The organism is Kiloniella majae (genome assembly GCF_002118315.1).
Classification (GTDB): Bacteria; Pseudomonadota; Alphaproteobacteria; order Kiloniellales; family Kiloniellaceae; genus Kiloniella; species Kiloniella majae.
In genome coordinates, this window is the sequence record NZ_MTSZ01000003.1 from 250,975 (window position 1) to 270,442 (window position 19,468).

Below are 19,468 nucleotides of genomic sequence, written 5' to 3' on the forward strand. Positions count from 1 at the left end.
AATGGTTCTGATATTTTCTTGCTTTGACAGTTAGAAAAATCGTGATATCGAAGATAGATAAATCGTATTCATGTTATTTAAGGTTTGGTCATTTAAATGCCCAACTGTTGTGAACATCTCCGACGACGACGCACCTGCCCTCGAACTTCTGTTCGCTGGGCTGTTAGTCTGTGTGTCGTGATGGATTGTTCAGCGACCTGAATATCAGGTCAACCTGCACTACCCAAAGACAGCAGTTAGCAACAATGTCTTTGAGAAATAAAAGTACAGGCTCTTTGAGCTGGCACTAATGCAGGAACTACGATGTGTGACTATACGATTACCTTCCAGAACGCTACAGATGAAACGCAGATTGAAGCTTTATTAGATCTAACGTTTGGTCTGGAACGTAAATCTCGTCCCTCGTACACTTTTCGGGCAGATGTATCTGCCGTGCCAGGGTTAAGTTTTTCTGTGCGATCCCCTTCTTCTGACAAGCTACTTGGTACACTCCGTTTTTGGCCTGTACTTGTCGGGGATGAAACGGCTCTGCTTTTGGGGCCTTTGGCTGTACAGCCAGATTTACAAGGCAAGGGTATTGGAAAGGCCTTGGTAACGCATGGGCTGAATGCGGCAAAAAAAATGGGATACCGTTTGTGTTTTGTTGTCGGTGAGCAGCCTTATTATGCCCCATATGGTTTTAAGCTCGCCAAACCTCTGGGTTTTGATATGCCGGTTCCCGTTAGCGTAGAGAAGTTTCAAGCTTTATCGTTACAAGGGGATGTTTTTCCAGATCTTCCGAAAGGTCTTATATCTCCTTGGGGAAATGTTTGTGAAACTCAGGCCGTACAGAAAGTTTAGCGACCTTCACGATACCATGCGCCAAATGCTGTTAACAGCAACAAGGACAGGAAAATCCAAGGGGGGAATAGCGGGCTTCGCGTCGACCCAACGAGCCTTTCGGCTTTTTGTGCAAGCAACCCGGCCCATTCTTTTCCAGCTAAAGAGCCTTTACCGCGAACCAACCTAAGTCTTGGCTTAAGTTCATTAAGGGCGTAGATGCCACCATTACTGGCTTCTATGACCGGTGTTAAAAGAGAGGGATCTGCGCGTACTCTTTCATGCTCGGGGCCACTGAGAGCCTGTTGAGCGACAACAGTATGGAAGCCATCATTAATCGTATAGAGCCCGGGCTCTGTGGCCTCTATTCTGGTCAATGCGTAGCCATGGGTGTCTGCCTGAAGTGATGTTTCGGTTATTTTTCCGGATGGACTTGTTATCGTCAAAGGAATTTCATCCTCTGACATGGTTTGCCGGGTGATCGCGAGCTGTTGATCTCTGAGTTGGGCTTTTAAAGTTTCTTCTTCCAACTCGGGTTCTTTCATAAGCCAGTGAACGAGACGTCGTATTAACTCTGTTTGTGGGCCGCCCCCTTCGATGTTGCGTCCCCACAGCCAAATATGGTCACTGGTGATTTGGGCTACCCGTCCTTCTTCGTAATGATCCAGAATAAGTAGGGGTAGTTGACTATTGCCGGTCATGAGAGTTGAGCCACCAAGCGTATCTGTTTCGACCTGCCTGAACCAACGTCCCCATCGAGGCTTTTCATCCTGTGAAAGGTTTGCTTTCGGTAAGCGTGCGGTGACAGGATGGCGCAAGCCCAATTGAGTGATCAGGGGCTGGAAAGCTTGTTCGGATACTTTACCTAAAGGTTCAGCCGGAAGAATGCTGCCCAAAGCTGTATTATAAAGCGAAGCCGGAGAGGCATAGCCGGGACCGCCAACCTCCAACAAGGCACCGCCCTGTTTAACATATCGAACAATATTCGTCAGATAGTGGCTGGGGAGAAACCCTTGGCGCTGGTATTGATCAAAAATGATCAGATCGAAGTCGGCCAGTTTAACCTCAAAGAGTTCATGAATAGGGAAGGCAATCAGGGAAAGTTCTCTGATCGGCGTACCATCTTGTTTGGTTGGATGGCGCAGGATGGTGAAATGGATGAGGTCAACGGACGGGTCTTCTTTCAAAATATTTCGCCACGCGCGTTCTCCTGGGTGGGGTTCCCCCGATATCAAAAGAACTTTCAGTCTGTCTCTGACACCGTTTGCACTAAAAACAGTTTGGTTGTTAATCGGTGTTATTTCTTCGTTCAAAACTTCGGCTGTTATATCGAAGATTGCTTCACCTCTATTCTCAAGAGTTAGCTCGTGGGTAATGGTCTGATTAATAGGAGCCTGAAACTCTGCAATGGTTTCTCCGTTTTTCCTGAGCGTGATGGCGGCAGGTACGCCGATCTCATTAATGTTTTCGTCAATGATTTTAAAGGTTAGTTCGGTTTTCTGATCAATAATCCCAAAGGCAGGGGCCTGTTCAACGACGATACGGCGATCCCCTTTACTGGGATCTCCGGCCAAAAATAGATGGAGAGGGATGTCTTGTGGAAACTGTGTATCTTCTAGTGCTGTCGGAATGTCGTGTATCTGCCCGTCCGAGATAATAATGATACCGGCCAGACGTTCTTTTTCTTCTGCTGTCAGGTAAACGTCATCGAATAGTTTGGTGCCGTTTTCGGCATCACCATTAATCTGAATGGTTTTAAGGATCAGGTCCGAACGTTGATTTACCTGTTCATGTAAAGAGGTCAGCGCATTTGCAGCTTGGCTTTTTCGCCCGCCATAGTCCATAGAAGGACTGTTGTCGACAATGGCGAGAACAAGTTCAGGTAACGCTTCACTGATTTCTTTGTGGAGACTGGGGTTCGCCAGAAAAACAGCAACGATTGCAAGGAAAATTGCTCTGAACTCTCCGCCTTTACTCCTAAGGAAAAAGAGCGATAACAGCGAAATTAATGCAAAACTGATGATCATATAGATCATCCACATGGGGACCAGAGGTTGCCATTCAATACCGTAGCTAGAGATCATTGGCCCAACCTCTCTAGGATATGAGGAATGTGAACCTGATCTTCTTTGTAGTTCCCGGTCAGGGCATACATTACGAGATTGATGCCAAAGCGATAAGCGAGTTCGCGTTGACGTTCGCCGCCGCGTACCATGGCATAAAGGGGACGCCCTTGCTCATTGATGGCCCAGGCACGGGACCAATCGTTTGAGCCAATTAATATTCTTGCCACTCCGTCATTTCGGTAGGGATCAGTGCTCTCTGTCCAAAAATCGCGGTTGTTATTGCGACCGGGAAAGCTTTCTAGAAGATAAAAGGAACGCGTTATGACATGGCCTGCCGGAACGGGTTCCATCTGCGGGATATTAATTTCGTCTGTCAGTATTTGCAGGTACTGTGCATTACCCTGTGAACCCAAGGCCGAGTTCAAGGTATTTGACGCTTCTCGGAGATCAAATAAAATCAGGCCACCGTTGCTGATGTATTCATTAAGTCGACGCTTTCCACGTGCGGTCAAAGGTTCCTGGATTGCAGTGATCGGCCAATAGAGAAAGGGATAGGGCGATATTTGATCCCTGTCCAAATCAACGCCGGTTACTCTCACGTTCTCTACGGCCGTGCGTCTGTGCAATTGAAGTGAGAGACCGGCCAGACCAGAATGGCTGTCGGAATCGACTTTATTATCCCCTGTGATGATATAGGCAAGATAGGTATTGAGGGTTGCTTCAATACCTTTGCTATCTAATGGCTCTTCGAGATCTTGAGCTGTAACTTTATGGGGAGATATCAAAGTGAAGGGAAGAAAGAGAACCAGAATAACGGTAACAGGTTTTCCAATGGCAATATTTGAAAACAGTCCCCTCAGCCACAGTGTCAGAGCTTGATCAAAAAAGAACAAAATAAGGGCGATGAAAAGTAACGGAAGCTGAAGCGGGCTTTCTTTTTTTGCGTTATAGATTTGGTGACTGTCGGCTTGAAAATTATTCTTCTGAATGTTTGCTAAATTTCCTGCCAGATTTATGGCCTTTTGCCTTTTATCTCTCCCGTAATATCCAGGAGGTGTTTGCGGACCAATATCCTGAACTGTTGTTCCCTTGTCGCGAGAGAGATCCAATGTAATGGCTGCATCTTCCATGGGGATAAGGTTGCCATAGGCATCGAGAATATCATGAATTGGTATTTTATTATCTGATGCGTTTGTGCCGCCCACGCCTTGTCCAAACTGTAAGATGCGCCTTAGGATATCGACAAAAGATCCTGATAGAGCCAGGTTTGACCAGCGCGTGTTTGATGAGGTGTGCACAAGAACGATCATACCATCGCCCTGATCATTAGCTGTGACTAGGGGGGTGCCATCCTGAAGTCTTGCCCAGGTATGACTGTCCAGCTCAGGCGTTGGTTGCGCAAGGAGTTGCCCCGATACCGTAATCTCCGGGTTTTGAGGGAGACCGAAAAAGGGACTGTCTTTCTCGAATGCTTCAAGGGTAAGTGGTTGTTCCCAGGTTAAGTTTCCTTCTAGGTTCCGATAACCACTGCGAAGAGGGACCGAGATAAAGTTGTCTCTTGTTTCTGCCAGATTGGGTCCGGAAAACCGTAGAAGTAATCCGCCCTGATTAATCCATTTATTAAGCGTTTCTCTATCCGCCGGCGGAATGCTTTCTTTATCTGTTACGACAACCGCAGAAAGCTCGCGAGACAAGAGCTCTTTAACAGATCCGTATCGGACATCTGTGAAAAGACTTAAAGCTCGTTGAAGGTAATAGTGTTCGCCAAGGAGAGATTTATTATCTTCCTGTCCGGCTGCTGTCAGAATGCCGACCGGGAAACGATAGTTACTTTGGTCGAGTAAGTAGGTTGTTGCAGCGGTATTTTTGCCAACGACAATTACTTTTTGCGCTTTGTTATAGAGCTCATTTGGCATGTTCAAAGTTGCTGAGACGGCCATCTCTCCTTGCCCGAAAACGATCTTTTCAGTGGCGAGAACTTCATTTTGTTCCGAAAGGGCAGCTATTCTCTCTTCGTTTTCCGGACCTTTGTAACCGCGCGCAATTGATACTTTTAATCCACTGCTCTCGGGCTTTACACCTGTTATCCATAACGGGAGTTCACTGCTAGATGGAAGGTAAATTTCTGACGTTGCAAAAACATCAAAGATGTCAGTGGACACATCCGGAGTTGGCGTTGAAAGTAGCCCATTGGAAAGCCACAAAATTTTTAGAGGATGATAACGCTCCAGTTCTTGTTCTATGGATTTTAAAGCATCCTTTGGATCTGACTGCCAGCTTTGGATTGAGGATAATTGCTCTATGTCGATCAAAAGATTTTCAGGCCTTTTAAAACCAGAGAAATTATAATGTCCGGTTGTGCCTTGTGCCGTGGTGAGAAAAGCAATCTGTTTGCTGCTGCCTTTATTCTGTTCGAGTACAGATTGTAAGGTTGCTAGTTGCTTGGTCCAGCTACCTGCAGAGGCCCAATCGTTATCTAAAAGAACCAATGTGTTATAAGCTGTATCTGTTCTTTTTACCGGCGCATAGATCGGTTCGGCCAAAGCCAGAATAAGTATGAGCAAAATCATTATTCTAAGAAGAATAAGCCACCAGGATGTTTTTTCCGGCTTGGATGTTGCCCCCTGTAATCCGAAGAGAAGTCGTAAGGCGGGGAAGGTAATTTTTTTCGGCGAGGGAGGCGTGATACGCAGGATAAGCCAGACTACAGGAAGAGTTAAAAGGCCTAACAAGAGCCATGGATTTAAAAAACCTATGACCCCTAAATTAAGCATCTCCTTTCCTCATATCCATTCCACTCAGTTTGTCTTCTCGAGTATGAACAAAGGTGTTCTGGCGTTCAGAGATACTTCGGTAGAGTGTTAGAAGTGTTGATTCCGGCGATTTATCGGTTGTATGAAGAATATGATTCCACCCCCATTTCTTGACGAGGCGTGAGAGATCTTTGTTATGGCCTCTGATGCGATCAATATAGAGATCACGTATGGATTCAACATCAGAATGTAGAAGTTCTCTGTCGCTGTTTGGTTGTTGAAACTTCACTCTTCCGACATAGGGTAAATTCATTTCTGCAGGATCCAGGACCTGAACCAGCCAGACCCGAAGGTTTCTGTGGGCAAGATTTGCAAAGATTTGTTTTTGTTCGGAAAGGGGGGCGAGAAAGTCTGAAAAACAAACGAGTGCAGAATGTTGAGAAAAGCGATGCCCATGCGGTAGTTCACAGTCCGCAGGTTGGACTTCCTGGTCATTGTCTTCTGTTATTTGACCTTCCTGCTGCTGGTTTTCCAATTGTCGGGCAATGGTGTAGAGGTTTTTTCGAGAGTTCGAAGGAGAGCTCCCTGATCCGGCTAGCGCTACTTTTTCGCCGCCACGAACCAAGAGCTGGGCCAGTGCGAGACTTAAGACGGATGCCCGATGTTTTTTGGTGACAAGGTTTTTGTCGGATGCCCAATTCATCCCGGGGCCATTGCTATTCCAGAGCCACAGGCTTTGGGCCGACTCCCATTCTTTTTGGCGAATGAATATACCAGAATTTTCAGAATTGGGGTCAGATTTAGCCGAACGCCGCCAATCAATTTTTCGCGGAGAATCCCCCGGGCTATAGTGTCGATACTGCCAGAATTCGTCGCCTTGACCGACATGCCGTCTTCCATGAGCTCCCTGAAAAACGGTTGCTGCAACACGCTCTGCTTCAATGAGAAGGGGAGGAAGTGTTGCCGAAAGCTTCTCTGAAGAAGTTTCCAAGTCAGAAGTTTTCAGGCCAGAAACTTTCAGGCCAGAAGTTTTGATAAATGATGTCCGTTTATTCATCTTAACCCTCTAGTTCAAGGGGGTGACGAGGCGTTTAATAATCTTTGGTATGGTGATGCCTTCGGCTCTTGCCGTGAAGTCCAGATGAATTCTGTGCCGTAATACCGGGGCGGCCAAGGCAACCACATCGTCCAGTGAAGGGCTTAATCTACCCTGGAGCAGACACCGTGCTTTACTTGCCATCAACAAGGCTTGACTGGCACGGGGGCCGGGGCCCCAGGCAACAAATTGCTTTACGAATTCATCGTCAGTTTCTTCAGGGCGACCACTTCGAACCAGTGAGAGTATGCCCTCTAGTACATCTTCACCGACTGGAATTTCTCTGACCAGCTTTTGTGCCGCCAGAAGTTCCCGTGCGGTTAAAATTCCCTCAGCTTCGGGTTCGTTTGTTCCGGTTGTGGCGAGAAGCATTTGTTTTTCAGCTTCTCTGTCGGGATATCCGACATAAATCTCTAAAAGAAATCTATCAAGCTGAGCCTCTGGGAGCGGGTAGGTGCCTTCTTGTTCAAGAGGATTCTGCGTTGCTAAAACGTGAAAGGGTTCTGGTAGTTTGTGGCTCTGCCCCGCAACGGTGACAGTATGTTCCTGCATTGCCTGCAACAGAGCAGACTGTGTTCTGGGGCTTGCACGATTGATTTCATCGGCCATCAAAAGTTGAGAAAAAACAGGCCCTTGAATAAAGCGGAAAGATCGTCGACCATCGTCGTCTTCTTCCAAAACCTCTGCACCGATAATATCTGATGGCATCAAGTCCGGGGTACATTGGATACGTTTTTCCTGTAGGCCAAACACAATGCCCAGATTTTCCACCAGGCGGGTTTTTGCCAAACCGGGGGCACCAACCAAGAGGCCGTGCCCACCAGCCAGTAGTGTGATTAGGACCTGTTCAATCACGTCTTCTTGTCCGAAGACGACTTTTCCCAGATTGTTGTTAAGTTGTGCAAGGCGGGTGCAGAGTTGATCTGCCTGTAAGGTTAGGTCTTCGGATAATGTAGTACTCGGATTTCTATCCGTAGTGTCCATTTTGCTTCCTCTTTTTGACGTAACTTTTAATGTTTCTGTCTAAGTAGTTGGCTTATGTCTTTGACCGTTTTTATCGTACGTAACTGTTTTCTTTTGCCTGTAACGGGGTCCTGTAACATGACCTCTAACTGGGGCCGTTGTTTAGATATATCCTGTGGTAGTATACATCAGTTCTTTGACATGTTGGTTAACACATTGGTTATAATGAACATAAAACGTGCGTTTGCATAGCGATATCCGATCAATCAACAGTGATCACATGCTAATAGGGCCATAAAAAGATGACAGATTGTCAGGACACATCAAAAAAAGATGATTTAGCAGAAGCGGCTCGTAAACTGCCGATAACGAGCGATGTTGATATGCGCATTGATCGTCATGGTACCTGGTATCACGAGGGGCGTGAAATTGAACGAAAAGCGCTGGCACGATTGTTTTCAACAGTGCTTCAACGTGACGATGCTGGCGATTATTGGTTGGTCACGCCTGTAGAAAGGGCACAAATTGTTGTCGAGGACGTTCCTTTTACAGTTGTGGAGTTAAAAAACACGGGGCAGGGGCAAGAACAGGTTCTTTCCTTTCGCAATAATATGGATCAATGGACTGATCTTGATAAGGATCATCCGATTCGAATTGATTTTAAAGATGAAAGTGATGAACCCTTACCCTATATATTGGTGAGGCAAGGTCTTGAGGCTCGTATTGTGCGGTCTGTTTATTATCAACTGATGGATTTGGCCGAAGTAAAAGATGACAAGGCCGGGGTATGGAGTTCCGGAATTTTTCATGTGTTGGGTGATCTTGAGTAATCGGGTGCAAACTAAGCGAAATTTATAGGAAAAGGGGTGTTATAAAAGCGTGGGGTTTAATTGGACATCTCAAAGGTTAACGCAGGTTTTTGCGCAACAAAAAACGGAACTATCTGAGCAAGATACTCTGCGCGGTGATCACGATTTGAATCCGGGTTTTTTTGATCCGACACGTAATAAAACGCCTGCGGCTGTTGTTGTTCCCCTTGTTGAGCGAGAGCATGGCTTCACAGTTCTTTTAACCAAGCGAACAGATCATCTTCATGATCATGCGGGCCAGGTTAGTTTCCCCGGTGGGCGTGTTGACCCAACGGACAGAAATCATTGTGATACTGCCTTACGAGAATTGGAAGAAGAAGTTGGTCTTCCCCGAAAACATGTCAGCATTATTGGCGAACTGGATACCTATGTAACTCGCACAGGATTTGTGATTACGCCTGTTGTTGGGCTAATAAAACCACCTTTTCCTGTCGAACCTGACAGCTTTGAAGTCGCCGAAGTTTTCGAAGTCCCTTTGAACTTCTTTTTAAAACCGGGCAGTCGTCAGCGACACTTTCGGGAGTTTGAAGGGTATCGACGATATTATTATGCCTTTCCTTTTAATGATTATTTTATCTGGGGTGCAACAGCGGGCATGCTGGTTAATCTGTGCGAAGTTTTAAGCCTGAACCGAGATAATAATATCTCTGATAACGATGTAACTTGTAATGGGGAATAACAACGGATGCTGACCAGATTACTTCTAATTCTTCTGCCAATTTTGTTGCCGTTTGCTCTCTATTTTGCCTATTACCTTGTTACCCGAAGATCTCGTTCTGAAGCCGATGGGGAAATGCGCGAAGAAGATTTACCCTGGGTCGAACGAGGACCTTGGGCTTGGTTGTTTTTAAGTGGCGTTGTCATGGCCGGAATTGCGATGGGAGTCTATTTTTCAAACTCTGGTCCTGCGCCGGGGGATAGTCTTGTGTCCCCGAGTTACCAACCAAAAGTTCTGGAAAATACTGACACTGATTCATGACGACGACTTATCGGTTAGAAAGCCAGCCATGGATGTTGGCAGAGGAAACTCAGCGTGTAATTGAGGCCCTGTCGCCTCAAGGGCAAGATGTTCGGTTTGTCGGTGGATGTGTGCGCGATGCAATGCTTGGGCGTGAAATCAAGGATATTGATATCGCGACGCCGGATCACCCCGAAACTGTTATTAAGTTGCTAGAAGCCGGTAAGATCAAAGCTATACCAACCGGGTTGGATCATGGAACGATAACAGCCGTATGCAATCATCAGGTTTTTGAAATCACAACATTGCGGTTGGACGTGGAAACCGATGGTCGCCATGCAACGGTGACCTATACAGATAATTGGGAAGAAGATGCTGCCCGACGGGATTTGACGATGAATGCGCTGTCCTGTCGTCTTGATGGGACTGTGTTTGACCCCTTTGGCGGCGTTGAGGATCTCAGGGAACATCGCGTCCGCTTTGTTGGCGATGCGGAAACACGTATCGAAGAGGATGCTCTTCGACTATTACGGTTCTTCCGGTTTCAGGCTTGGTATGGCACTGACGTTTTTGATCAGGAGGGAGTATCCGCAGCCAAAGCAAAAACCCATATGTTGAAAGGCTTGTCTGCAGAACGTATTCATAGCGAATTGATGAAACTTCTGTCGGCCCCGAACCCGTTGCCCGTCTTGAGGACTATGCAGGAAAATCAGATTTTTTCTTCCTTCCTGCCCGAAGTTCGTTCAGTTGACTGTTTGGCCGCGTTTATATCGCTGGAAGGACGAAGGGATCCTCTTGTCCGTTTGATTGCTTTGCTTGAGGGTGGGAAAGCCAACGAAAAAGTCACCATTCCTGATCGGTTACGCTTTTCAACGGCCGAAAAACAGCATTTTCTCTCTTTGATAAAGCCAGAGTATGAAATTGATTCTTCAACGGAAGAAATGCTGTTTAAAGAAGCGCTCTATCGTATTGGCGCTGGTTTGGTTTCCGATCTCCTTCGGCTACAAATGGCAAGGGATGGAGTTAATTTTAGTGATGAAAATGCCTGCTCACGTGCAAAGACTATAGAAGAGTGGCGTCCTGTGTTCTTCCCGCTCCAAGGACGGGACCTTATTCAATCCGGTGTCGAGCCAGGACCTAAAATGGGACGGCTTCTCAAGGCAACAGAAAACTGGTGGATTGAGCAGTCGTTTAAACCTGATCAGGAACAATGCTTGGATTATGCCTTGAAGATTTAGGCGCTGTTATTTGCTGGTCTTTCTGGAAACATAATACTTCGTTTCGGGGAGATCTTCAGACACCTTGATCATTTTTTCAAACACGAGGCCAATTTTCTCAAGAAGTTTGGCGGACCCAACATTATCGGGATTCACGATACCGACGATTTTATTGAGTCCGAGCTGATTGTGGCCGTATTTGAGAACGGCGTCTGCGGCCTCGGCAGCGTATCCTTTTGAACAATATTCTGGCAGTAAGGCGTACCCAATATCGGGATCGTCCAGCCCGTCGCGCTTAACCAGTCCACACATGCCAATCGAAGCTTTGCCTTCTTTCACTATAACAGCGTATAGGCCAAAACCGTTTTTACGATAGCTGCTGACAGGGCCAGAGTTAATATATTCACAGGCCTGATCAAGTGTTCTGACTTCTTTGTCGACGATGTTTTTAATGAAGGCAGGATCATTCAAAAGACGTAAAATAAACGGGGCGTCGGCCTCGCCAAGTTCCCTGATGATCAGGCGATCCGTTTCCAATATAATCTTTTGCTGTGCCGCGGGCATAATACAGGTCCTTGGATGGTTTTATCTATCTATCGGATTGTCTTTCTGTCGTCCATCTGGCGGGGTTAGGGCCAGGCTGCTTCCGGCGGCATGGACATAAGGATTGCTTCGACATTTCCCCCAGTCTTGAGGCCGAACATAGTGCCGCGATCATAGAGCAGGTTGAATTCTGCATAGCGTCCGCGGCGGAAAAGCTGATGTTTCCGTTGCTCGTCGTTCCAGTCTTTGTGCATGTGGCGGCGCACGATCTGGGGGTAGATATCCAAAAACGCTCTGCCGACATCCTGAGTGAAGGCGAAATCGGCGTTCCAGTTACCAGTATTCAGGTAATCATAAAAAATACCGCCGACACCGCGGGCTTCGTTGCGGTGGGGAATATAGAAATATTCATCACACCATTCCTTGAAGACTGGGAAGAAGCCCGGATTGTGTTTGTCACAGGCATCTTTGTAGGCCCGATGGAAATCATGGGTGTCCTGGTCAACAGGATACATGGGATTCAAATCGCCACCGCCGCCAAACCAACTGGTTGTCGTAACAATATGGCGCGTATTCATGTGCACTGCGGGTACAAGTGGGGAATGCATGTGGGCAACGAGGGATATACCGCTGGCCCAGAAACGAGGATCTTTGTCTGCGCCGGGAATGCGTTTGGAGAACTCTTCACTGAATTCGCCCATGACGGTGGATATATTAACGCCTACCTTTTCGAATACACGCCCTCGCATGATGGACATTTCACCACCACCTCCGCCGTCACGATCCCACTGTTTTCGCTCAAAGCGACCTGCAGCAGGTTCGCTTAGTTTTGCCAGTACAGTACCGGAAAGTTCATCTTCCAGCCGCTCAAATTCGGCACATATGCTGTCCCGGAGTTGTCTGAACCAGCGTTGTGCCTGTTCTTTATGGTCGTCTGGGGCGCCGTGATTTGGAAAAGGGCTTGTCGGATCTTGCCGCTGGTACATCTGTTACTCGTGAGGTTACGGTGTTCTAGGGTGGGGTAATATACAACGTTATACGGTGCTTGGGACAGGAAATCCACCTGTCTGTCGCAGTGCCTCGCCAAGAACCATAGCGGCAGATACCGCAATGTTCAGCGAACGAACACCAGTTGCCATTGGGATAAGTACGGAATGATCGACAGCCTGATGAACATCGTGGGGGACACCGGCTGATTCTCTGCCAACCATAAGTATGTCGTTGGGTTCAAAGCTAAAATCTATATAGGTTTCGGTGGCTTTGGTTGAAAGCAGAATTAGGCGTTTTGGTCGAGCGCTTTCCAGCCGATTGTTGTTAAAAGTATCCCATGACGTGTGGCGAACAAGCTCTGTTTGATCCAGATAATCCATGCCTGATCGTTTCATGCGTTTGTCGTTAAGAACAAAACCACAGGGTTCAATAATGTCGACTGCAACATCAAGACAGGCAGCCATTCGAAGTATTGTTCCTGTGTTTTGCGGTATATCCGGTTGGTAAAGAGCAAGACGCATGCTGTTCATCTCTAAAATGAGGTAATAATTTAGCCACCAATGTGGCTCATAAATACGGAAGTGACGGAAAAAACGTTATTTTCCTGTCCGACTCACACTTAGAGTCTTTGCCTTTCTATGACAAATCCTTTATATCCCTGTCACTAAATATAGGACTAGTCCTAAGTGCGACAGGATGTCACATCCGTTCTTGCATCCAGCGATGCTTAGATGGGGACGCAATTAGGGTTAGGCAAGGGCAATGGCCCAAAAATCCTGTATCGTATCGCAGCTCTTTGTTCTAGAGTTGTACGCTTGAGAGATGAAAATAGGGATTACACAAATGGCAGACGGCGCGAATCCTGAAAATTCCGCCCAAGGGTCCGGTGAGACCCGGCGTGAATTTCTGTACCTGACGGCCGGGGCTATGACCGTTGTCGGGGCTGCTGGTGCAATATGGCCGATGATCGATTCTATGAATCCTTCGGCTGATGTTCTGGCTCTATCTTCTACCGAGGTAGATTTGTCACCGATCGAAGAAGGTCAGTCCGTGACTATTACTTGGCGCGGTAAACCTGTGTTTATCAGACGTCGTGGAGCTGAAGAGATCGCTATTGCAGAGGAAACTCCGCTGGCTGATCTTCCTGATCCTCAAACTGATGATGATCGTGTTGAAAAACCTGAGTGGCTCATCCTTGTTGGTGTTTGTACACACCTTGGATGTGTTCCATTGGGTCAGAAGACTGGTGAATCACGGGGTGATTATGGCGGATGGTTCTGTCCTTGCCATGGTTCGCACTATGATACATCCGGACGTATTCGTAAGGGACCGGCTCCGAAAAACCTGGAAGTGCCACCTTATGTCTTCTTGACTGACAACTCTATCAAGATCGGCTAGGGGGAACAGGTCATGAGTTTTAAAACGAATAATAAAGTCGTCCAGTGGGTTGAGGATCGTCTGCCTCTAATCTCTATGGGACACCACACCCTTTACGAATATCCAATGCCAAAGAACCTGAACTATCTTTGGAACTTTGGATCGCTTGCCGGATTTGCTCTGGTAACAATGATCGTAACGGGCATCATTCTTGCGATGCAATATACGCCACATGTTGATATGGCTTTCAATTCAGTTGAACGTATCATGCGTGATGTGAATAACGGATGGTTGATCCGTTATATCCACATGAACATGGCATCATTCTTCTTCATTGCTGTTTACATCCACATTATGCGTGGGCTGTACTACGGATCTTACAAAGCACCACGTGAGCTTCTTTGGCAGCTGGGTGTTGTTATCTTCCTGTTGATGATGGCAACTGCGTTTATGGGATACGTTCTTCCATGGGGCCAAATGAGCTTCTGGGGTGCAACGGTTATTACGAACCTTTTCTCAGCCATTCCGGTGGTTGGTGAGAGCATTGTTACCTGGCTTTGGGGTGGTTTCTCTGTTGATAACCCAACACTGAATCGTTTCTTTGCGCTGCACTATCTACTGCCATTCATTATCGTTGCTGTTGTTGTTCTTCACATTGTGGCTCTCCACACTGTGACATCGAACAACCCGCTTGGTATCGATATGAAAGGTCCTCAGGACAGCCTGACATTCCAGCCTTATTACACCATTAAGGATCTGTTTGGTCTTGGTGTTTTCTTGATACTGTTTGCCGGGTTCTTATTCTGGGCACCAAACTATATGGGGCACCCAGATAACTACATTCCTGCGAACCCGCTATCGACACCTGCACATATTGTTCCTGAATGGTACTTCCTGCCTTTCTATGCAATTTTGCGTGCGGTTCCAGACAAGCTTGGTGGCGTTCTTGCCATGTTCGGGGCTATTGCCGTTCTGTTTGTTCTGCCGTGGCTGGATCGTTCAAAAATTCGCAGCTGTAAGTTCCGTCCTGTTGCTCGGGTCTTCTTCTGGATCTTCCTTCTTAACGGCCTTTTCCTTGGGTATCTTGGCGGTAAGCCAGCCGAAGGTTGGTACGTTGTTGCAAGTCAGATCGCGACTGCATACTACTTCTTCCACTTCTTGATATTGCTTCCTGTTATTCTGCCGATGATTGAACGTCCGCGTGAATTACCAAGCTCTATCCATGAAGCTGTATTGAAATCTTGAGAGAGGAACGACTAATGAAGAAAATTCTGTCTGGCCTCTTTGCTGCGGCCCTTGGCTTTGCAACAGTACCTGCTAATGCGGCAGGCGATGCTGTTCCTTTACCAGACTATGAATGGAGTTTTGACGGTGTTTTTGGCACCTATGACAAAGCTTCGCTGCAACGCGGATTTCAAGTTTACAAAGAAGTTTGCTCTGGATGTCACTCACTTGATCTGATTGCTTTTCGTAACTTGGCTGATCTCGGATATAATGTTGATGAGATCAAAGCTATTGCGTCTGAGTATACAGTTGAAGACGGCCCGAATGATGAAGGTGAAATGTTTGAGCGCAATGCTATTGCGTCCGATTATTTCCCATCGCCATTCCCCAACGAAAAAGCTGCGGCTGCTTCAAATGGCGGTAAAGCGCCACCTGATCTTTCGCTAATGGCGAAAGCGCGTGTTGGTGGTCCAAGCTTTGTTCGTGCTCTGTTGACTGGCTACGAAGATGCGCCAGAAGGTTTTGAGACTGGTGATCTGAGCTACAACAAATATTTCCCAGGACATCTGATTGCAATGGCGCCGCCACTTTCAGAAGATTCTGTTGAATATGGTGATGGCACTGCCGCAACTGTTGATCAAATGGCTGCTGATGTTAGCCACTTCATGATGTGGGCCGCAGAACCGAAGCTTGAAGCGCGTAAAAATACAGGCGTGAAAGTTATGATCTTCCTGATCATCTTTACACTGGTTATGTATGCTGCAAAGCGTAAGGTATTTGCTAAAGTTCACTAAGATACTTTCTTGGTTACTGAAAAAGGCTGCTCAAACTGAGCAGCCTTTTTTTATGTCATTTCCGAGGAAGTTATTGTGTTGATTATATCTGGTGGAGATGAGGGATTACCATATCCTTCTGGATAAGGTAGTCTGTAACTGCCGAATATTATCAAAGGAAAATTGAATGCTTTTCAATTCGTCTCTCAAGGGGATTGATCATCTTTTGATTGGTGTGCAGCAACTGGAAGAAGCGCGCCATCACTATCTTCGCCTTGGGTTTCGCTTAACACCCCGAGGACGTCATATTGGTTGGGGGACAGCGAACTACTGCATTATGTTCCCTAATGACTACCTGGAGCTAATAGGTATCGTGGACAAAAGTCAGGATACCAATGGACTGGATGTTTTCCTTGAAACCGGACAGGGCGGACTTGGACTTGCGTTCAGGAGTGAGGATATCGGTCAGACAGCGGCTTGCCTGCAAGAGATGAGTGTTCCCATTGATGGTCCAAAAGATTTGAAGCGCATTCTTGAGCTTGAGCATGGTGATGTGATGCCCGCTTTTGAGCTTTTGCGATATGATCGTCAGGTAAGTCCCAAGATCTCTTCTTTTGTCTGCGATCATAAAACACCGGACGTCGTGTGGCAAAAGCAGTGGCTTGACCATGCCAATGGTGCCTGTGGGATCAGGCGCGTGGTTTATGTTACGGAAAACCCAAGTGACGTTATTACCAAATATTCGGAATTCTTTGGTGAAGACGCTGTTATCGTCGCTGATGGATGTATTGATGTTCTGGTCAGTGATAGAAAACAGGTTTTACGCTTTATTGCCCCTGAAGATGCCAACCGTTTCTATCCGGGAATTGAAGTTAAAGATTCTGGCATTGATAGCTATATGATTGCCTTTCATCTATGGGCGAAGGATTTAAACGCCACACAGGCCTATTTTGATCAATACCGCGTTAGCTACCAAAGAGAAGGTGATTCACGCATCAGGGTGCAGGAAAACGATGCCTGCGGTGTGATTGTGACTTTTGATGCCCAGAAAGATTGATGCCCAGAAAGATGATTGAAGTTAAAATCATATATGCTGTTGGGGATGTTACTGGGGATACTGCTGGGCGATCCAATTCATAAAGCTGATGATAAGATCGTAATATAAAAATAGAACGATCAGTATATTTATCTTATGTCATCTAATGTCTGCAAACTGGATACAAGTATTGGGACTATAGGATGAAAAATTATCTCACGAAGTATTTGGGAAAAGGAACTGCTGTTCCTGCTGTTCCCAGTGCAAGTCATATCTGGTGGAGTTGGTTAGGTGCTTTAGTGGCGATTGGGGCTATTGCCTGGTTATCTGATCAAGCTGGTGCGCCTTTCTTCATGGCACCTTTCGGGGCGAGCTGTGTACTGGTTTTCGGTGTACCTAACAGTCCTTTGGCGCAACCACGTAGTCTTGTCCTTGGTCATCTGATTGCAGCATTGGTTGGTTTACTGGCCTTGGAGACCCTTGGCGTAAACTGGTTTGCATTGGGAGTGGCCGTTGCAACGACAATTGCTTTGATGCAGTTAACGCGAACGCTTCATGCACCGGCTGGGGCAACACCGCTTGTGATTATGCTCGAAGGGGCGGATTGGACTTTTATCTTTACGCCTGTTTTCAGTGGGGCGCTTGTTATCTTGTGTGTGGGGTTGATAACGAACAACTTGTCCAGAAATCGCTCTTACCCAGAGTACTGGTAGCTGTTTGAAAGTCATTCTTCTGAAGCAAGGTTGACTCGGCTAGCAGGCACAAAAAAGGCGGTATCTTGTACCGCCTTTTATTAATTCGTTTCTATACGTTGAAGCGGAAGTGGAAAATATCCCCGTCTTTTGCGATGTATTCTTTTCCTTCTGCACGCATTTTTCCCGCATCTTTCGCGCCCTGTTCCCCATTGCATTCGATGTAATCATCGTAGGCAATGGTTTCGGCACGAATAAAACCACGTTCAAAATCCGTGTGAATGGCGCCCGCTGCATTAGGTGCTGTTGATCCTTCGACCACAGTCCAAGCCCGTGCTTCTTTGGGGCCAACAGTAAAGAAGGTGAGTAGCCCCAGAAGGCCGTAACCTGCCGCGATAATTCTTTTCAGCCCCGTTTCTTCCAATCCCAGGTCTGCAAGAAATTCGGATTTTTCCTCTGGATCAGAAAGGGAAGCAACTTCTGCTTCGATTGCTGCAGAAATAATAACGCTCACACCGCCAGAGGCAGTGGCCATTTCTTCTACTTTCTTGGAATAATCATTTCCGGTTGCTGCATTTTCTTCTTCAACGTTTGCTACATAGAGGACTGGTTTTGCTGTCAGCAACTGAAGTTGATTGTATGTGTCGCGCTGATCGGAAGAGATATCTGCGGTTCTTGCTGGTTTTCCTTCTTGAAGGACTTCGACAACAATGTTCAAAACTTCAAGCTTGGCTTTGGCTTCTTTGTCGCCGCCTTTTGCTCGTTTTGCATTCGAAGTGATCTGTTTTTCAACAGATTCTAGATCTGCGATAAGAAGCTCTGTCTCGACTGTTTCGGCATCCCGTACTGGATCAACTGATCCGTCAACGTGGGTTACTTCGCCGTCAAAGCAGCGTAGGACGTGGACAATGGCATCAACGGAACGAATGTTACCAAGAAACTCGTTCCCCATGCCTTCGCCTTTGGATGCACCACGAACCAACCCAGCAATATCAACAAACTCAAGCTGTGTTGGAATGATCTTTTGGGAACTTGCAATGGCTGCAATCTTATCCAGACGGGGGTCCGGTACTGCAACCCGACCGACGTTTGGTTCGATAGTGCAGAAAGGATAGTTGGCCGCTTCTGCTGCTGCTGTTTCAGTCAGCGCATTGAAAAGAGTGGATTTGCCTACGTTCGGCAAGCCGACGATGCCGCAGTTGAAACCCATAGGTATTCCCTTTCACTGTGGTTCTCATGAAAGCATGGTGTGCGATGCCGAGAACAGTTGGTTATTTAATCAGCCAATGACTAAAAGTATCATTAATCTTGGGGGGTTTTACTATTACTGAACCAGTTCGCCAAGGTCGATTGCCATCCGTCTTTGCTATTTTTGACGTTGGCTTCAGCTTTGGTTGCTTCTGGCTTTGCTACTTTAGAAGTATTTTTGTCACTTTTGGACACTTCTGGGGATACTTTTTGTACCGGGGATTTCTTTTGCTTCGGTGGTGCAACGTCCTGAGCAACTTTAGACATAAAGCCTGGAGTATCGTTCTTTACAAGAAGATCTATGTGTCGGGAAATAGCATCGATTTCTTTTCCGAGCCAATCCTGATCAGTCTTTGAGAAGTCACCGAGTACATGACCAGTCACGCGTTCTTTGTGTCCGGGATGACCAATGCCCATACGCAAGCGCCAGTAGTCTTTACCGATATGAGCATCAATGGATTTGATGCCATTATGACCACCGGACCCGCCAGCTTTTTTGATGCGGAGCTTACCGGGAGCAAGATCAAGTTCGTCATAAAAGACAAAAATATCTTCGGGGTCAATTTTGAAAAAGCGAATTGCTTCACCAACGGCCCGACCAGATTCGTTCATATACGTTTCTGGTTTGAGGACCAAGATTTTTTCAGAACCGATCCTGCCTTCAGAAGTCTTGCCTTGAAAACGAGAACGCCAGGGCGAAAAATTATGGCGGTGGACAATATCGTCCACCGCCATAAAACCGATGTTGTGTCGGTTATTCTCGTACTTTTGACCTGGATTACCGAGACCTACAAACAATAGCATGTCAGTTTACCTCTAGGTTCAGATCAAAAGAGAGATATAC

General features: G+C 46.7%; 19 protein-coding genes. 10 read left to right on the forward strand and 9 right to left on the reverse strand.

Annotated elements, in window-relative coordinates; translation table 11 throughout:
• Nucleotides 1–303: 303 nt before the first annotated feature.
• Nucleotides 304–840, forward strand: a complete 537-nt coding sequence (locus BKB51_RS10710; protein ID WP_085901089.1) for a GNAT family N-acetyltransferase — start codon at nucleotides 304–306, stop codon at nucleotides 838–840.
• On the opposite strand, the gene BKB51_RS10715 is transcribed toward BKB51_RS10710, so the two are convergent.
• The 4 genes from BKB51_RS10715 to BKB51_RS10730 are packed head-to-tail and all read right to left on the reverse strand — an operon-like array spanning nucleotide 837 to nucleotide 7,718.
• Nucleotides 837–2,903 carry a hypothetical protein gene (locus BKB51_RS10715; protein ID WP_085901090.1) on the reverse strand — a complete coding sequence of 689 codons (2,067 nt, stop codon included), beginning with the start codon at nucleotides 2,901–2,903 and terminating at the stop codon, nucleotides 837–839. The two genes, BKB51_RS10710 and BKB51_RS10715, sit on opposite strands and share 4 nt — an antisense overlap.
• Nucleotides 2,900–5,659, reverse strand: a complete 2,760-nt coding sequence (locus BKB51_RS10720) for a DUF4159 domain-containing protein (protein WP_085901091.1) — start codon at nucleotides 5,657–5,659, stop codon at nucleotides 2,900–2,902. Before BKB51_RS10720 ends, BKB51_RS10715 begins: the two co-directional genes overlap by 4 nt.
• Nucleotides 5,652–6,695: a DUF58 domain-containing protein gene (locus BKB51_RS10725; RefSeq protein WP_085901092.1), complete on the reverse strand. Its 1,044-nt coding sequence runs from the start codon at nucleotides 6,693–6,695 to the stop codon at nucleotides 5,652–5,654. Before BKB51_RS10725 ends, BKB51_RS10720 begins: the two co-directional genes overlap by 8 nt.
• Nucleotides 6,696–6,704: 9 nt before the next feature.
• On the reverse strand, nucleotides 6,705–7,718 hold the full coding sequence (locus BKB51_RS10730) for an AAA family ATPase (protein ID WP_085901093.1): 1,014 nt from the start codon (nucleotides 7,716–7,718) through the stop codon (nucleotides 6,705–6,707).
• Between the two features lie 281 nt (nucleotides 7,719–7,999).
• On the opposite strand from BKB51_RS10730, the gene BKB51_RS10735 reads away from it, so the two are divergent.
• From BKB51_RS10735 to BKB51_RS10750, 4 genes are read left to right on the forward strand one after another with little or no spacing between them, the layout of a single operon-like run.
• On the forward strand, nucleotides 8,000–8,527 hold the full coding sequence (locus BKB51_RS10735; RefSeq protein ID WP_085901094.1) for a DUF1285 domain-containing protein: 528 nt from the start codon (nucleotides 8,000–8,002) through the stop codon (nucleotides 8,525–8,527).
• Between the two features lie 49 nt (nucleotides 8,528–8,576).
• Nucleotides 8,577–9,245, forward strand: coding sequence for a CoA pyrophosphatase (locus BKB51_RS10740; RefSeq protein ID WP_085901095.1), 669 nt, complete (start codon nucleotides 8,577–8,579; stop codon nucleotides 9,243–9,245).
• Between the two features lie 6 nt (nucleotides 9,246–9,251).
• Entirely contained in the window at nucleotides 9,252–9,545 is a 294-nt protein-coding gene (locus BKB51_RS10745; RefSeq protein ID WP_085901096.1) for a hypothetical protein, read from the forward strand.
• Nucleotides 9,542–10,762, forward strand: a complete 1,221-nt coding sequence (locus BKB51_RS10750; RefSeq protein WP_085901097.1) for a CCA tRNA nucleotidyltransferase — start codon at nucleotides 9,542–9,544, stop codon at nucleotides 10,760–10,762. Before BKB51_RS10745 ends, BKB51_RS10750 begins: the two co-directional genes overlap by 4 nt.
• Before the next feature lie 6 nt (nucleotides 10,763–10,768).
• Here the strand turns inward: BKB51_RS10750 and BKB51_RS10755 are convergent, their stop codons facing one another.
• The 3 genes from BKB51_RS10755 to BKB51_RS10765 form a co-directional block, all read right to left on the reverse strand.
• The gene (locus tag BKB51_RS10755; RefSeq protein WP_085901098.1) at nucleotides 10,769–11,305 is read right to left on the reverse strand and encodes a GNAT family N-acetyltransferase; all 537 of its coding nucleotides are present in this window, start codon (nucleotides 11,303–11,305) and stop codon (nucleotides 10,769–10,771) included.
• 65 nt (nucleotides 11,306–11,370) lie between these two features.
• Nucleotides 11,371–12,270: an oxygen-dependent coproporphyrinogen oxidase gene (gene hemF, locus BKB51_RS10760; protein ID WP_085901099.1), complete on the reverse strand. Its 900-nt coding sequence runs from the start codon at nucleotides 12,268–12,270 to the stop codon at nucleotides 11,371–11,373.
• A gap of 48 nt (nucleotides 12,271–12,318) precedes the next feature.
• Nucleotides 12,319–12,795, reverse strand: coding sequence for a tRNA (cytidine(34)-2'-O)-methyltransferase (locus BKB51_RS10765; RefSeq protein ID WP_198946703.1), 477 nt, complete (start codon nucleotides 12,793–12,795; stop codon nucleotides 12,319–12,321).
• Between the two features lie 322 nt (nucleotides 12,796–13,117).
• Here BKB51_RS10765 and petA point away from each other — a divergent pair, with 322 nt between their 5' ends.
• From petA to BKB51_RS10790, 5 genes are all read left to right on the forward strand, one after another.
• The gene (gene petA / locus BKB51_RS10770) at nucleotides 13,118–13,672 is read left to right on the forward strand and encodes a ubiquinol-cytochrome c reductase iron-sulfur subunit (protein ID WP_085901101.1); all 555 of its coding nucleotides are present in this window, start codon (nucleotides 13,118–13,120) and stop codon (nucleotides 13,670–13,672) included.
• A 12-nt stretch (nucleotides 13,673–13,684) separates the two neighbouring features.
• Nucleotides 13,685–14,896, forward strand: coding sequence for a cytochrome b (locus tag BKB51_RS10775; protein ID WP_047762376.1), 1,212 nt, complete (start codon nucleotides 13,685–13,687; stop codon nucleotides 14,894–14,896).
• A 14-nt stretch (nucleotides 14,897–14,910) separates the two neighbouring features.
• Nucleotides 14,911–15,669, forward strand: a complete 759-nt coding sequence (locus BKB51_RS10780; protein ID WP_085901102.1) for a cytochrome c1 — start codon at nucleotides 14,911–14,913, stop codon at nucleotides 15,667–15,669.
• Nucleotides 15,670–15,835: 166 nt separating this feature from the next.
• A complete protein-coding gene (locus tag BKB51_RS10785; RefSeq protein ID WP_085901103.1) occupies nucleotides 15,836–16,705 on the forward strand; it encodes a VOC family protein in 870 nt (289 codons plus the stop codon).
• 182 nt (nucleotides 16,706–16,887) lie between these two features.
• Nucleotides 16,888–17,397 (forward strand): HPP family protein, encoded by a 510-nt coding sequence (locus tag BKB51_RS10790; RefSeq protein WP_085901104.1) that lies wholly within the window; start codon nucleotides 16,888–16,890, stop codon nucleotides 17,395–17,397.
• 91 nt (nucleotides 17,398–17,488) lie between these two features.
• Here BKB51_RS10790 and ychF read toward each other — a convergent pair whose 3' ends face one another.
• Both ychF and pth read right to left on the reverse strand, forming a co-directional pair.
• Complete coding sequence (gene ychF / locus BKB51_RS10795) at nucleotides 17,489–18,586, reverse strand: redox-regulated ATPase YchF (RefSeq protein ID WP_085901105.1); 1,098 nt, start codon at nucleotides 18,584–18,586, stop codon at nucleotides 17,489–17,491.
• Between the two features lie 92 nt (nucleotides 18,587–18,678).
• The gene (pth, locus tag BKB51_RS10800) at nucleotides 18,679–19,428 is read right to left on the reverse strand and encodes an aminoacyl-tRNA hydrolase (protein WP_085901106.1); all 750 of its coding nucleotides are present in this window, start codon (nucleotides 19,426–19,428) and stop codon (nucleotides 18,679–18,681) included.
• Nucleotides 19,429–19,468 lie beyond the last annotated feature (40 nt).

Coding starts and splice junctions, on each gene's coding strand:
- BKB51_RS10750 (WP_085901097.1), top strand. CDS start 9,542: ATGACGACGACTTATCGGTTAGAAAGCCAGCCATGGATGTTGGCAGAG.
- BKB51_RS10715 (WP_085901090.1), bottom strand. CDS start 2,903: ATGATCTCTAGCTACGGTATTGAATGGCAACCTCTGGTCCCCATGTGG.
- BKB51_RS10745 (WP_085901096.1), top strand. CDS start 9,252: ATGCTGACCAGATTACTTCTAATTCTTCTGCCAATTTTGTTGCCGTTT.
- BKB51_RS10790 (WP_085901104.1), top strand. CDS start 16,888: ATGAAAAATTATCTCACGAAGTATTTGGGAAAAGGAACTGCTGTTCCT.
- BKB51_RS10785 (WP_085901103.1), top strand. CDS start 15,836: ATGCTTTTCAATTCGTCTCTCAAGGGGATTGATCATCTTTTGATTGGT.
- BKB51_RS10755 (WP_085901098.1), bottom strand. CDS start 11,305: ATGCCCGCGGCACAGCAAAAGATTATATTGGAAACGGATCGCCTGATC.
- pth (WP_085901106.1), bottom strand. CDS start 19,428: ATGCTATTGTTTGTAGGTCTCGGTAATCCAGGTCAAAAGTACGAGAAT.
- hemF (WP_085901099.1), bottom strand. CDS start 12,270: ATGTACCAGCGGCAAGATCCGACAAGCCCTTTTCCAAATCACGGCGCC.
- ychF (WP_085901105.1), bottom strand. CDS start 18,586: ATGGGTTTCAACTGCGGCATCGTCGGCTTGCCGAACGTAGGCAAATCC.
- BKB51_RS10725 (WP_085901092.1), bottom strand. CDS start 6,695: ATGAATAAACGGACATCATTTATCAAAACTTCTGGCCTGAAAGTTTCT.
- BKB51_RS10720 (WP_085901091.1), bottom strand. CDS start 5,659: ATGCTTAATTTAGGGGTCATAGGTTTTTTAAATCCATGGCTCTTGTTA.
- BKB51_RS10765 (WP_198946703.1), bottom strand. CDS start 12,795: ATGCGTCTTGCTCTTTACCAACCGGATATACCGCAAAACACAGGAACA.
- BKB51_RS10775 (WP_047762376.1), top strand. CDS start 13,685: ATGAGTTTTAAAACGAATAATAAAGTCGTCCAGTGGGTTGAGGATCGT.
- BKB51_RS10735 (WP_085901094.1), top strand. CDS start 8,000: ATGACAGATTGTCAGGACACATCAAAAAAAGATGATTTAGCAGAAGCG.
- BKB51_RS10780 (WP_085901102.1), top strand. CDS start 14,911: ATGAAGAAAATTCTGTCTGGCCTCTTTGCTGCGGCCCTTGGCTTTGCA.
- petA (WP_085901101.1), top strand. CDS start 13,118: ATGGCAGACGGCGCGAATCCTGAAAATTCCGCCCAAGGGTCCGGTGAG.
- BKB51_RS10730 (WP_085901093.1), bottom strand. CDS start 7,718: ATGGACACTACGGATAGAAATCCGAGTACTACATTATCCGAAGACCTA.
- BKB51_RS10710 (WP_085901089.1), top strand. CDS start 304: ATGTGTGACTATACGATTACCTTCCAGAACGCTACAGATGAAACGCAG.